This is a genomic window from Pseudomonas lini, assembly GCF_964063345.1.
Classification (GTDB): Bacteria; Pseudomonadota; Gammaproteobacteria; order Pseudomonadales; family Pseudomonadaceae; genus Aquipseudomonas; species Aquipseudomonas lini_B.
This window is the reverse complement of the sequence record NZ_OZ061318.1, coordinates 2,695,007-2,709,351: the sequence shown is the minus strand read 5'-3', so window position 1 is coordinate 2,709,351 and position 14,345 is coordinate 2,695,007. Positions and strand designations below refer to the sequence as shown.

At 59.5% G+C, this 14,345-nt stretch carries 8 protein-coding genes; 5 read left to right on the top strand and 3 right to left on the bottom strand.

Annotated elements, in window-relative coordinates:
• Window positions 1–692 precede the first annotated feature (692 nt).
• The 3 genes from AB3226_RS12265 (at window position 693) to AB3226_RS12255 (ending at window position 7,483) form a co-directional block, all read left to right on the top strand.
• A complete protein-coding gene (locus AB3226_RS12265) occupies window positions 693–4,151 on the top strand; it encodes an alpha/beta fold hydrolase (protein WP_367373237.1) in 3,459 nt (1,152 codons plus the stop codon).
• Between the two features lie 192 nt (window positions 4,152–4,343).
• Entirely contained in the window at window positions 4,344–6,212 is a 1,869-nt protein-coding gene (locus AB3226_RS12260) for a hypothetical protein (RefSeq protein ID WP_367373236.1), read from the top strand.
• Between the two features lie 26 nt (window positions 6,213–6,238).
• On the top strand, window positions 6,239–7,483 hold the full coding sequence (locus AB3226_RS12255) for a metallophosphoesterase (protein WP_367373235.1): 1,245 nt from the start codon (window positions 6,239–6,241) through the stop codon (window positions 7,481–7,483).
• A 120-nt stretch (window positions 7,484–7,603) separates the two neighbouring features.
• Here the strand turns inward: AB3226_RS12255 and gbcA are convergent, their stop codons facing one another.
• The gene (gene gbcA, locus AB3226_RS12250) at window positions 7,604–8,899 is read right to left on the bottom strand and encodes a glycine-betaine demethylase subunit GbcA (RefSeq protein ID WP_052967373.1); all 1,296 of its coding nucleotides are present in this window, start codon (window positions 8,897–8,899) and stop codon (window positions 7,604–7,606) included.
• A 286-nt stretch (window positions 8,900–9,185) separates the two neighbouring features.
• Here gbcA and gbcB point away from each other — a divergent pair, with 286 nt between their 5' ends.
• Window positions 9,186–10,286 (top strand): glycine-betaine demethylase subunit GbcB, encoded by a 1,101-nt coding sequence (gbcB, locus tag AB3226_RS12245; protein WP_367373234.1) that lies wholly within the window; start codon window positions 9,186–9,188, stop codon window positions 10,284–10,286.
• 120 nt (window positions 10,287–10,406) lie between these two features.
• On the opposite strand, the gene AB3226_RS12240 is transcribed toward gbcB, so the two are convergent.
• Both AB3226_RS12240 and AB3226_RS12235 read right to left on the bottom strand, forming a co-directional pair.
• Window positions 10,407–11,231, bottom strand: a complete 825-nt coding sequence (locus tag AB3226_RS12240) for an SDR family oxidoreductase (RefSeq protein ID WP_367373233.1) — start codon at window positions 11,229–11,231, stop codon at window positions 10,407–10,409.
• 1,208 nt (window positions 11,232–12,439) lie between these two features.
• Window positions 12,440–13,480 carry a low specificity L-threonine aldolase gene (locus AB3226_RS12235; protein WP_367373232.1) on the bottom strand — a complete coding sequence of 347 codons (1,041 nt, stop codon included), beginning with the start codon at window positions 13,478–13,480 and terminating at the stop codon, window positions 12,440–12,442.
• 127 nt (window positions 13,481–13,607) lie between these two features.
• Here AB3226_RS12235 and AB3226_RS12230 point away from each other — a divergent pair, with 127 nt between their 5' ends.
• Window positions 13,608–14,324, top strand: a complete 717-nt coding sequence (locus AB3226_RS12230; protein ID WP_367373231.1) for a TraX family protein — start codon at window positions 13,608–13,610, stop codon at window positions 14,322–14,324.
• Window positions 14,325–14,345: the final 21 nt, after the last annotated feature.

Here is a 14,345-nt window from a genome sequence, read left to right as displayed (position 1 = left end):
TCCGCAAACCCTGAATTCTCGGGGCTTTCGGCGGTTTTCCACAGAACCTGCAAAGTTGCCCCCAAAGTCTGTTGGCGCTTCTGTGGATAAGGTGTTCGCTATCCTCTGCACGTCATATAAACCGTGGTCTACAGGCTTCTGGTTAAAAAACAACCAATGCTTGCGTAAAACCCTGCTTCTGGATAAGTCACGGTTTTTCTTGGTTTTTTGTGAATAAATTTGCTCCTTCATCCACAGTTGTCCCCAATAGCTGTGGGTGGAGATGTGGATAACTTGTTCGCTAAACCCTGCAAGCCACGGCCCCTATAGACCGCAACGCGATAGATCAGATTTCATACAGGTCTAAGGCGCTCCCTTGACTTCGATCTGTCACCTGTCTTCACTCTCAGGGCACAAGGACAGCCGTCACTTATCCACATCTGGTTCAGGGAGAACGCGTGATGGATAGCCAGCCACATCGCTTGCACCCAAATCCCTGCACGACCTGTGTACCGACACCCGCGACCTTGCTGCGTAAGCGGATTCACCGTCGCGCCGCCAATCAGCGCGCTCGTCTATAGCGCCTGAAACCTTTCCCCATACCCTGACGCCGCTGCCACTGAGGCCCGACCGTGCCCGGTGACCAGGCGTTCGTTCGTCGATCGATTGCAGGCAACCACAGAGTTGCCCATCTGCCTGAGAGGAAATGACCCATGACACGGATCGCCACGCCCATCAGCGACATCAAGGAACATTACGACGTGATCGTCATCGGCTCCGGCTACGGCGGCGGGATCGCGGCGTCGCGCCTGTCCCGGGCCGGCAAGCGGGTGTGCCTGCTGGAGCGGGGCCGGGAAATCCAGCCCGGCGAATACCCCAATACGATGCTGGCGGCCACTGAAGAGCTGCAAGTCCATGACCCGGACGGGCACATCGGTTCGCGCACCGGGTTGTTCGACCTGCACGTCAATGCCCAGCAGAACGTGGTGGTCGGTTGCGGTCTGGGCGGTACGTCATTGATCAACGCCAACGTTGCGCTGGAACCGGAGCCCGGCGTGTTCGACGACCCGCGCTGGCCACTGGCGGTGCGTGAGCATCGCGACACGCTGCTCAAGGAGGGTTATGCCCGGGCTCGAGAAATGCTAAAGCCCAATCCGTATCCAAGCACCGCACCCAACCTGCCGAAACTGGATGCCAACAAAAAATCCGCGGACTACCTCAAGCAAGGCGCGCATTTTTACAAGCCACCGATCAACGTGACCTTCGACAAACTGCCGAACAATCTCAACCACGTCGGCGTCGAGCAATTACCGTGCAACCACTGCGGCGACTGCGTGTCGGGCTGTAACAACAAGGCCAAGAACACCACGCTGATGAATTACCTGCCGGATGCCTGGAACCACGGCGCGGAGATTTTCTGCCAGGCGGAGGTGCGACATCTGGAGCTCGACGCCGACGGCGACGGCTGGATCGTGCACTTCCAGTATCTGGACAGCGGCCGCGAGAAGTTCTCGGCACCGACGCTATTCGTCAAGGCTGACGTCGTGGTGGTTTCGGCGGGCACCCTGGGTTCCACCGAAATCCTCCTGCGTTCTCGGGATAAAGGCCTGGCGACGTCCGATCAGCTCGGCGAGAACATGAGCGGCAACGGCGACATTCTCGGTTTTGGCCACAACTGCGACCAAGCGATCAACGGCATCGGTTTCGGTGCGCACCCGGCCAGTGAAATGAAACCGGTCGGCCCGTGTATCACCTCGATCATCGACATGCGCACCGAAGGCGACTGGCGCAGCCGCATGGTCATCGAAGAAGGCTCGATTCCCGGCGCTCTAGGCCGGCCCATGGTACCGAGCATGGCTGCGTTCGCCGGGTTGATCGGCAAACCCACCGACGACAGTTTCACCGGCAAGCTCAAGTACGCGGAGCGCGAAACCGAAAGCTTCCTTCGCGGCCCGTATCACGGCGCCCTGCATAACATGCAGACCTACCTGATCATGAGTCACGATGACGGCAAGGGGCGCATGGTGCTCGACAGCAAGGATCAGCTGCGCATCGACTGGCCGGGCGTTGGCGAGCAGGAAAACGTCAAACTCGGTAACGAGCGACTGCACCAGAGCACCAAGGCATTAGGCGGGATCTGGGTCGAGAACCCGATCTGGACCGAGCTGCTCAAACACAGCATCGTTTCCGTCCACCCGTTGGGCGGTTGCGTGATGGGCGAGGACGCGGAGCAGGGCGTGGTCAACCACAAGGGCCAGGTGTTCAGCGGCGTCAGTGGCACCAATGTCTATGCGGGGTTGTACGTGACCGACGGCGCGGTGATTCCGACCTCCCTGGCGGTCAATCCGCTGCTGACCATCTCCGCCGTGAGCGAGCGCAACATGGGCCTGCTGGCCGCCGATCGCGGTTGGCATATCGACTACACGTTGCCCTCGGCGCCGCGCAAACAGGTGGCGCCGCCGACCCTCGGCGTGCAGTTCACCGAAACAATGAAGGGCTATTTCTCCAAAGACTTCACTCAGCCTCAAGGTACTGATCTCAAACTCTACGAGGCGGCCGCCAAGAGCGGCGAGTCAGAGAACTCGCCGATCGAGTTCACCCTGACCATCACCGCCAACGACCTCAACCGCATGATCAAGGAGCCGCAACACGCTGCGACGCTGGTCGGCACGCTCAATGCGCCGGGCCTGTCACGGGAACCGCTGACCGCCAGCAATGGCGTGTTCAACCTGTTCGAGGAGTATCAGGAACAAGTTGGCGTGCGGCACATGAATTACGACATGAAACTGACCGCCGAGGACGGCAGCGATTATTACTTCAGCGCGTTCAAAACGGTGCCCGAAGACAACGGCGTGCTGAACGTCTGGCACGACACCAGCACCCTCTACGTCACGCTGTATCGCGGCGCTGACAAGACCGGTGAGGTGATGGGTTCGGGTGTAATGCACATCCATCCAGTCGATTTCGCCAAGCAGATGACCACCATGAAGGTGCTCAATGCCCGCAACGAACGGGAGCGCATAGATGGGCTGGCGCGGTTCGGCAAGTTTTTCGCCGGCATTTTGTGGGAGAGCTACGGCGGCGTGTTCGCGGGTGACATCTACTTCAACCCTGATGCACCGCCGCGGCAGAAACGCCCATTGGATGCGCCGATCCCGAGCGTGCAGTTCTTCCAGACCGAAGACAACGTACAGCTACGCCTGACCCGCTATCAGGGCGGCAGCAAAGGGCCGGTGATGCTGGTGCATGGCTTGGGCGTGGGCTCGAATATTTTCTCCACCGACACCATCCAGACCAACCTGCTGGAGTACCTGTGCAAGCACGAGTACGACGTCTGGCTGCTGGATTTGCGGGTGAGCATTCTGTTGCCCGCGAGCAAGAAGGAATGGAACGGCGATCAGATTGCGCAGTACGACTTCAAGGCCGCCATCGCGCAGATCCAGCAAGCAACCAAGGCCGCGGACGTGCAATGCGTGGTGCATTGCTACGGAGCGACGACTTTCTTCATGTCGCTGTTGGCCGGGTTGCAGGGCGTGCGTTCGGTGGTGTGTTCACAGATCGCGGCGGATACGGTGGTCGCCACGGCAACCGGGCTCAAGGCCGGTTTGCACCTTCCGGGGATGCTCGACGCCATTGGCATCAAATCCCTCACCGCGTATGCCGACAACAAGGAGAGCTGGTTCAACAAACTCTACGACAAGGCTCTCAACGGGTATGCCCGCATCGAGGCTCAGGGCTACTGCACCAATCCGGTGTGCCATCGCATCACCTTCATGTACGCGTCGCTGTACCGCCACGACACGCTCAACGAGACCCTGCATGACAACCTGCATGAACTGTTCGGCGAATCGAACATGCAGACCTTCGAGCACCTGGCGTTGATCCTGCGCAAAGGTCATCTGGTGGACTTCAAGGGCCAGGACGTCTACATGCCTCACTTTGACCGGCTGACCATGCCGATCTGCTTCATCAGCGGCGAAGACAACCAGTGCTACCTGCCGGAAAGCACGCTCAAGACCTATGAGCGCGTGTGCAAAGTCCATGGGCCGGAGCGCTACAGCCGGCATGTGGTGCCGGGTTACGGGCACATCGACTGCATGTTCGGCAAGAATGCGGTGGTCGACGTGTACCCGATCATCCTGCAACACCTGGAGAAAACAGCCCTCGGCTAGCACTGCTTACCTGTGGCGAGGGAGCTTGCTCCCGCTGGGCTGCGTAGCAGCCCCAAAACCTGAGGGTGCGATCTATCAGATACACCGCGTTTTCTGGTTTTACGACTGCTTCGCAGCCGAGCGGGAGCAAGCTCCCTCGCCACAAAAGCCGTGTGCTGACTTGGGATTGGTGACAAAAAGGAAAGGGACGCCATGGACAGTTACATCCGCTGGTTTCAACGCTTCATCTGGCTAGGCATTGTGATGAATATGGTCTTCGCGATTCCGGCGTTGTTCGCGCCGGCGTTGCTGACCTCAATGCTCGGGATGCCGCCGCAGCTCTCCGATCCATGGCTGGAAAACGCCGGCATGCTGCTGGTGGGGATCAGTCTGTTTTACATGCCGTCTGGCTTCAACGCACCAAAATACGTCGTGCATTCGTGGCTGTGCGTATTGTCGCGATTGGTCGCCGTGGCGTTCTGGATTTACCTGATCAACACCAGCAACCAGGCCCAGGTGTTCGTGCCGATGCTGCTGGGCGATCTGAGCATGTTCCTGATCCTCGGGACTCTGCTCTACCTGGGCAGCGCGCCGGCCAATCGGCCCTTGGCGTTGCTTCGCGACGGCTTGCATGAGTGGCGCGAGGCGTGGGCACGACGCTGGCAGCGACACAGCTTCAAAGTCGCCACGCTGGTCGTGGTGCTGGCGCTGGGGTTTATCGGCTACGAAACCTGGTACCAGATGCTGCGGGTGGTGCCGGCCGAGCAATACGCCTCCGATGAGGACCACTACAAGTACGGCGCCATCGGCCTGGGCATCGAAGCGCGGATTCCCTATTACCTGTTCGCCGTATTGCCGCAAATGTGCCCGGATAAACTGCCGAAACCCGGCGGCTACGAAGTCTTCGGTTTCCTCTACGAGAACGGGAAGGACCTGCCGATCGGCATGGCCAAGCGGCAGATAGGCTATCCGACCGTGGAGCCCAACTGCGCCTTGTGTCATACCGGTTCTTACCGGGCCACTACCAGCGACGTCGCCATCCCGGTGGCCACCGCGCCGGCCAATACCCTGCAACTGCAGGCCTTCCAGTGGTTTGCCTACAATTGCGCCAGCGACCCGAAATTCACCCCCGACGCGGTGATGACGGCGATCAACAGCAAGTTCCAGCTCGGGTTTTTCGAGCGCTTGTACAACCGCTACGTGATCATTCCGATGGCCACGAGCGCGCTGGTCAAGCAGAAGCAGGCCTATGCCTGGCAACGCCTGCGCGCACCGCAAGGGCCGGGACGTACCGACACCTTCAACCCGACGAAAATGGTGGTGTTCGGCTTCCCGGATGACTCGACCATCGGCACCGTCGACTTGCCGCAAGTCTGGAACCAGAAGCCTCGGGAGTCGCTGTACCTGCACTGGGACGGCAACAACAACGACATCCATGAGCGCAACTACGCGGCAGCCATGGCCGTGGGCGCAACGCCGGAGTCGGTATTGCCGGCCAGTTTCAACCGGGTGACCAACTGGTTGCTGGGCCACAAGGCGCCGGCCTGGCCGTTCGCGCTGGATCAGGCCAAAGTCGCACGGGGTAAACCGGTCTGGGAAAACAACTGCGCCAATTGCCACGATTTTGGCCGCACCGACACCGGTCAGGTCACCACCAGCATTGATGAGCTGGGCACCGATCCCCATCGGCTGAACTCGTTCACCACAGGTTTGGTGACGGCTTTCCATGGCTTCAAGAAATCGCCGTTCGACTTTGGCGCCTATCGCAAGACCCAGAGCTACAGCAACACGCCCACCGACGGCGTCTGGTTGCGTGCACCGTATCTGCACAACGGTTCGGTACCGACCCTGTGGGACTTGCTGCAACCACCGGAAAAGAGGCCGCTGGTGTTCTTCACCGGCTCCGATGTGTACGACCAGGACAAGGTCGGCTTCGTCACCAGTGGCCAGCAGATGAAGGCCTCGGCGGACTTCAAATACGACACCCGTCTGGAGGGCAACCACAACGGCGGCCACCTGTACGGCACGCAGCTGTCGGAACTCGATAAGCGTGCGCTCATCGAGTTCATGAAAACCCTGTGATTCCACTACGGATGGAGGAAAGCGACATGTCATTGGTCAGTCATTGGGAACACGAGTACGACAAGGTCAAGCTACGCGTACACGGCTTGTTCACCCGTTTGGAAATGGCCTGGAAAAAGCTCGTCAGCGAGCTTGAGCCCGAGGAGTTCGAAGCCATTGTCGCGCTGCTGCAGCGGGGTCACGATCAGGCGCAATACGTGCTCAAGCACGGCGATATGCCAGACGATCAGCCGAGTGTGCCGTGGGAGTTGTCCCACGGCTTGTCGATCCTGCACATCGGCAACGCCAGCCCCTTGCCGCAATCGGTGGACGAGCTGCAAACCCGAGTGCTCAAGGACGGCAGCCTGCTCGGTTGTCGCAAATGGGAGCTGCTGGATCTGTTGTGGAGCGAGGCATTGCTCAAATGGATCGAGAACCTGCGGCATCACGCGCCGTTCGCCACCAACCCGGCGCTGATGCGCATGGACAGTGACGTAACCCTGGCCATCGCCGGCGACTGGGGCACCGGGCCGTTCGACAGCCATGCTCCGGCGGTGTCGGTGGCCAACCAGATGCAACTGGCCCAGGCCGACTTCACCATTCACCTGGGGGATGTGTATTACGCCGGCACCCGCTCCCAGGAAGACGTTGACATGGTCGGCTGGCCCATGGGCAAGCACGGCTCGTTCACCCTCAACTCCAATCACGAGATGTACAGCGGCGCCCATGGCTATTTCAAGGAATTGGCCAAGCGTTTTCCGGCGCAGCAGGGCACCAGTTATTTCGCGTTGTACAACGATGACTGGCTGGTGATCGGGCTCGACACGGCTTACGCCTCGGATGCGATCAACCTGTACATGGACGGTGCACTGAACAAGGAGCAGATCGACTGGATGAAAGATCTGCCTCAACGCAAGAAAATCATGGTGCTCAGTCATCACCAGGGCTTTGATATTTCCGGGCACAGCAAGACGGCGCTGTATCAGCCGGTGTGCGATGCCTTGGGCCGCGAGCCGGATTACTGGTATTGGGGGCATTTGCACAACGGCATCTGCTACGCCGCTCAAGGCGGGTTGCATGCGCGCTGCGCCGGGCACGGGGCGATTCCCTACGGCAATGCCAGCGAGCTGAACGGGCATGCGCGGGTGCTGTGGTCGGAAACGGAAAATGCGCGGGATGAGGCGTACCCGGATCGGGTGTTGAACGGTTATGTGAAGGTGCGGCTGGTGGGGGAGAACATCGAAGAGACGTTTATTGGCGAGGATGGGTCGGTGCGGTGGTCTTCGAGTTAACGGGCTGACTGTGCCGGCCTCATCGCGGGCAAGCCCGCTCCCACAGTGATGGGGGTGTTCACAAAATCTGTGTACGCCGCCGATCCTTTGGGAGCGGGCTTGCCCGCGATGCTTTTGCTCTTAGCCTTGAACCGGAACACCTTTGAGATAAGGCGCAGGCTCGGCCCCAAGGTTGTTCAGCAACCGCTCGCTGTACCAATCCACGAAGTTCACCACGCCAAACTCATAGGTCTTGGAGTAAGGCCCAGGCTGGTACGCGGTGGAGTTGATCCCGCGCTGGTTTTCTTCGGCCAGGCGACGGTCCTGGTCGTTGGTCGCATCCCAGACCTGGCGCATGCGCTCCACGTCGTAGTCCACGCCTTCGACCGCGTCCTTGTGCACGATCCATTTGGTGGTAACCATGGTTTCCTGAGCGCTGATCGGCCACACGGTGAACACGATGATGTGGTCGCCCATGCAGTGGTTCCACGAATGCGGCAGGTGCAGGATGCGCATCGAGCCCAGGTCCGGGTTTTTGATGCGGCCCATGAGTTTGGCGCAGCCCTGTTTGCCGTCCAGGGTCATCGACACGGTGCCCTTGAGCAGCGGCATGCGCACGATGCGGTTACGCAGGCCGAAACTGGCGTGGGCGTAAGGGATTTTCTCGGCTTCCCAGGCAGCGGCCGAAGCAGCCACGTGGTCCTTGAAGGCCTGGTCGGCACGCGGGTCGGTGACGTCGTCCCATTCCAGCAGGGTTTTCAACAGTTCCGGGTGCGACGCGTTGCAGTGGTAGCACTCGCGGTTGTTTTCCAGCACCAGTTTCCAGTTGGCTTTTTCGAACAAGGTGGTCTGGATCGCCACCTTGGTATTCTCCATGTCGTACGGTTCCATGTAATGGTTCAGCGTCGACAAGAAGTCATCAATGGCCGGCGGGTTTTCCGAGAGGCTGATGAAGATGTAACCGCCAGCGGTTTTCACGTTCACAGGCTTCAAGCCGTACTGCTTCATGTCGAAGTCGGCGCCCATTTCGGTGCCGGCGAACAGCAGGCGACCGTCCAGCTCATACGTCCACTGGTGGTAGTGGCAGACCAGTTTGGCGACTTTGCCTTTTTCACTGGTGCACAGCCGCGAACCGCGGTGACGGCAGACGTTGTGGAATGCATGGACCACGCCGTCGGCACCACGAATCACGATGATCGGGTTCTTGCCGACTTGCAGGGTCAGGTAGTTGCCCTTGGTCGGGATTTCGCAGGTCATGCCGGCGATCAACCACTCTTTCTGAAAGATTTCCTGCATGTCGATATCAAACAGCCGCTCGTCAGAGTAAAACGGCTGCGGCAGCGAAAAAGTGCGCTCGCGCTCTTGCAGCATCTGCGCGGTGGCCTTGCGTGCGGGTTCCAGCGGATCGCCCAGGCTGATTTTTGCGGTGACGTCCATCGATTTGATCCTCATGGCCATTCTGTGTGGCCGGCGAAATAGTGGCTGATACGGTTTGCTACGCAAGGTGTAAAGGTTGTGACTTGGTATGGGGCGAGTGTGGGGCCGGCGCTCGCCAGAACCTTATCCATGGGCGACATGGCCCAATCTGTTCCCGACGCGCAACCCCCGGTAATTGGGGGCTGGTCGCGATAAGTATGTGAATGTCGCAGATAGGTAAATGGGAGGTTCTCGCTATACGCAGAATCGCCAACATGAAGGCCGACAGTCGGCCGTGGAGATCAGCATGTCCAACAGCTTCCTGAACCCGGTAACCACCCAGACCTGGGCCAATGGTCGACACATTGTCCGTTGCGTCAAAGTCATCCAGGAAACCTGGGATGTGCGCACCTTCTGCTTTATGGCCGACCAGCCAATCCTGTTCTTTTTCAAGCCCGGGCAGTTCGTCACCCTGGAGCTGGAAATCGACGGCGTGCCGATTATGCGTTCCTATACCATTTCCAGCTCACCGTCGGTGCCGTACAGCTTTTCGGTGACGATCAAGCGCGTGCCGGGGGGCAAGGTGTCCAACTGGCTGCACGACACCCTGCATGAAGGCCAGGAGTTGGCGGTGCACGGGCCGGTCGGGCTGTTCAACGCCATGGACTTCCCTGCGCCGAAAGTGCTTTACCTCAGCGGCGGCGTCGGCATCACGCCGTGCATGTCCATGGCGCGCTGGTTCTATGACACCAATGGCAACGTCGACATGACGTTTATCCACAGTGCCCGCTCGCCCAAAGACATCATTTATCACCGCGAGCTGGAACACATGGCGTCGCGGATCGACAACTTCAGCCTGCACCTGATTTGCGAGAAGCATGGTCTGGGCGAGCCGTGGGCCGGTTATCGCGGTTACCTGAACCACAAGATGCTCGAATTGATGGCGCCGGACTTCCTTGAGCGTGAAGTCTTCTGCTGCGGCCCGACCCCATACATGAACGCGGTCAAGCGCATGCTCGAGACGGCGGGTTTCGACATGTCGCGTTATCACGAGGAATCCTTCGGCGCGACGCCAGCGGAAGCCCGTGCCGACGCGGTGGAACAAGCCGAACAAGCGGCGGATGCTCCGGAAGTCGATGCGGCGGATCTGCATCAGGTGGAATTCACCGCGTCCGGCAAGAGCATTCGTGTGGCGCCGGGCGAAACCGTGCATGCGGCGGCGGCCAAGCTTGGCTTGCTGATTCCGAAGGCCTGCGGGATGGGGATCTGCGGGACCTGCAAGGTGATGAAGCTTGGTGGTGAGGTCGAAATGGACCACAACGGTGGGATTACCGAGGAAGACGAGGCCGAGGGTTACATTCTGTCGTGCTGCAGCGTGCCGAAGGGCGATGTGCGGATCGAGTTCTAATAAGCACCATGGAACCCTGTGGGAGCGAGCTTGCTCGCGATGACGGAATCAGATCCAACATCAATGTTGGCTGATCCACCGCTATCGCGAGCAAGCTCGCTCCCACAGGAACGGTGTTTTTCAGTCGATAAACAGGTCGGGCATCAGCTTGTCGTTGCTGTCCGGCTCAAAACGATAATGATCAAATTCGTTAACCCCATGCTCCCGCAGAATCTCCTCATCAATCAGCAAGCGCCCGGTAATGCTGCGGCCACTGCTGCTCAGAATCGCGTAAGCAGCATCCGCCATAATCGCCGGCGAACGCGCATGCTTGAACGACTCGCGTGACCCCAGCTGAAACTCGATCGCAGCGGTCGCGATCATGGTCTGCGGCCACAGGGAATTAACGCTGATGCCGTAGGAGGCGAATTCCTCGCTCATGCCCAAAGTCAGCATGCTCATGCCGTATTTGGTCACCGTGTAAGGGCTGTACTGGGCGAACCACTTGGTGGCCAGGTTCAGCGGTGGTGACAGGTTGAGGATGTGGCCGGCGGTTTTTTTCAAATAGGGCAGGGCAGCCTGACTGCACAGCAGCACGGCGCGGGTGTTGATCTGATGCATCAGGTCGAAGCGCTTGAGTTCGATGTGTTGCACCCCGGTCAGCTTGATCGCCCCGGCATTGTTGATCAGCGCGTCGATGCCGCCGAAATGCTCAGAGGCGTCGGCCATGGCCTGGCGCACGGCAATTTCATCACGCACATCCACCTGCAAGGCCAGCGCCTTGCCGCCCGCTGCTTCAACTTCCGCCGCCACACTGAAGATGGTGCCAGGCAGTTTGGGGTGAGGAGTGGCGCTTTTGGCGGCAATCACGATGTTAGCCCCGTCCTTTGCTGCCCGCAGCGCAATCTCACGCCCAATGCCACGACTGGCACCGGTGATGAACAGGGTTTTGCCTTGTAATGACATGCGTACGCTCCTGATTGTTGTTATCGATGCGGATCGAAACGGCTCGCCAGTCAATGTAGACCAACTCTTGCGGGATCATTTTGCATGAAGGCTGTATGTGGCGAGTTGGCTCGCCCCCGTTGGGTTGCGAAGCAGCCCTTAACCCTGAGAATGCGGTCTGTCAGGCAGACCGCGTTGGTTGATTTACGACTGCTGCGCAGCCGAGCGGGAGCAAGCTCCCTCGCCACAAAAGCTCATTTCAATCAATTAGCGGAGGTGAACACAGACCTGTGGCGAGGGAGCTTGCTCCCGCTGGGTTGCGAAGCAGCCCCAAAGCCTGAGCATGCGGTTTGTCAGGCAGACCGCGTTGGTTGATTTACGGCTGCTGCGCAGCCGAACGGGAGCTTGCTCCCGCTGGGTTGCGAAGCAGCCCCAAAGCCTGAGCATGCGATTTGTCAGGCAGACCGCGTTGGTTGATTTACGACTGCTGCGCAGCCGAGCGGGAGCAAGCTCCCTCGCCACAAAAGCTCATTTCAATCAAATAACTGAGGTCGAACACAGACCTGTGGCGAGGGAGCTTGCTCCCGCTGGGTTGCGAAGCAGCCCCAAAGCCTGAACATGCGGTCTGTCAGGCAGACCGCGTTGGTTGATTTACGACTGCTGCGCAGCCGAACGGGAGCAAGCTCCCTCGCCACAAAAGCTCATTTCAATCAAATAACTGAGGTCGAACACAGAACCTGTGGCGAGGGAGCTTGCTCCCGCTGGGTTGCGCAGCAGCCCCAAAGCCTGAGCATGCGATTTGTCAGGCAGACCGCGTTGGTTGATTTACGACTGCTGCGCAGCCGAGCGGGAGCAAGCTCCCTCGCCACAAAAGCTCATTTCAATCAATTAGCTGAGGTCGAACACAGACCTGTGGCGAGGGAGCTTGCTCCCGCTGGGTTGCGAAGCAGCCCCAAAGCCTGAGCATGCGGTCTGTCAGGCAGACCGCGTTGGTTGATTTACGGCTGCTGCGCAGCCGAGCGGGAGCAAGCTCCCTCGCCACAAAAGCTCATTTCAATCAATTAGCTGAGGTCGAACACAGACCTGTGGCGAGGGAGCTTGCTCCCGCTGGGTTGCGCAGCAGCCCCAAAGCCTGAGCATGCGATTTGTCAGGCAGACCGCGTTGGTTGATTTACGGCTGCTGCGCAGCCGAACGGGGGCAAGCCCCCTCGCCACAAAGCTTGGGGGTGTCAGGCTGACATTACTTCCCGAATATCCGTCGCCAATTCGCGCACGCGTTCTTCTTCGGTGTCCCACGAGCACATGAACCGTGCGCCGCCGTTGCCGATGAATGTGTAGAAGCGCCAGCCCTTGGCGGTCAGTGCGGCAATGGCCGGCTCTGACAGCTGCAGGAACACGCCGTTGGCCTGCACCGGGAACATCAGTTCCACGCCCGGAATGTCGCTCACCAGTTCGGCCAGCAGCTGCGCGCAGTGGTTGGCGTGGCGGGCGTATTTGAGCCAGGCGTCGTTTTCCAGAATCCCGACCCACGGCGCCGAGAGGAAGCGCATTTTCGAGGCCAGTTGCCCGGCCTGTTTGCAGCGGTAATCGAAGTCTTCAGCCAGTTTGTGGTTGAAGAACAGAATCGCTTCGCCCACCGCCATGCCGTTTTTCGTGCCGCCGAAGCACAGTACGTCGACGCCGGCCTTCCAGGTCAGGTCCGCTGGTGAGCAGCCCAGGTACGCGCAGGCATTGGAGAAACGTGCGCCGTCCATGTGCAGGTTCAGGCCCAGTTCTTTGCAGGTGGCGCTGATGGCGCGGATTTCGGCCGGGGTATACACGCTACCGACTTCAGTAGCCTGGGTCAGGGTCACTACGCGCGGTTTCGGGTAGTGGATGTCCTGGCGCTTGAGGGCGATTTCGCGGATCGATTCCGGCGTCAGCTTGCCGTTTTCGGTGCGGGCGATGAGCAGCTTGGAGCCGTTGGAGAAAAACTCCGGCGCGCCGCATTCGTCGGTTTCGACGTGGGCGGTTTCCGAGCAGATCACGCTGTGGTAACTCTGGCACAGTGACGACAGGGCCAATGAGTTGGCCGCGGTGCCGTTGAAGGCGAAGAACACTTCGCAGTCGGTTTCGAACAGTTTGCGGAATTGATCCGAGGCGCGTGCGGTCCACTCATCGTCGCCGTAAGCGCGCTGGTGGCCGTGGTTGGCCTGTTCCATGGCAGCCCAGGCTTCAGGGCAGATACCGGAATAGTTGTCGCTGGCGAATTGTTGGCTCTTATCGGTCATGGCCTGCTTCCGTGATCGAGGCGCTTGTGGCGCTTCGTTGGTCAATGATGGTGCGCACTTTACCGAAGATCGTCCGGGGAGCACACGGGGTGAGTCTGTCAGAAAAATACAAACGCCTTGGGCAATTATGCACATGACTCAGAGGGACGGTGCACTGGATCTGCTCAAGTGGCTGGCGCTGCTGAGCATGGTGCTTGATCACCTGCGATATGTCGGTTACTCCATCGATTTGCTGTATGTGCCGGGTAGATTGGCATTCCCGTGGTTCTGTTTGGCGATGGCGGCGAACCTGTCGCGAGCCCGTGCAGTAACGACCGACGGCCAGTGGCGTTACCTCGGTTGGTTGTTGCTGTTTGGCGCTTTGAGCGAAATCCCCTACCGGATGTACATTCCTGAACACGACACCTTGAACGTGTTGCCCACGTTGGTTCTGGGTCTGTTGATCGTCCGTGGCTGGCAGCACAGGATGCTTCAGTCGCGACTATTGGCGGCCGGTGCCTTGTTGCTGGCAGCGCTGTTCCCGGAGCGACTGATGTTCGGTTTCTTCGGCGTGCTGTTGCCGTTGGCGATGTTGCTGGTGATCAGGCGTCCCTGGTATTTCAGCCTTCTGCCGGGGCTGGTCTGTTTGGCGGCTAATCAATGGCAGGTGCTGTATTACGCTGCACGACTTCATAGCAATGTAGCCATCCTCGGCATTGCCGCTTGTCTGATTGCGCCACTATTGGGGCTGTTGCTATTGCGACACGCCCAAGGCATCCGGCCACCACCGATGCGTCGCTGGGCTTACGCGCTCTATCCCGCGCACTTCTTCGTGCTTTTGGCCTTGCGCCAACTTATTGCCTGACCTCTGCAGGGGCGCGTAAAA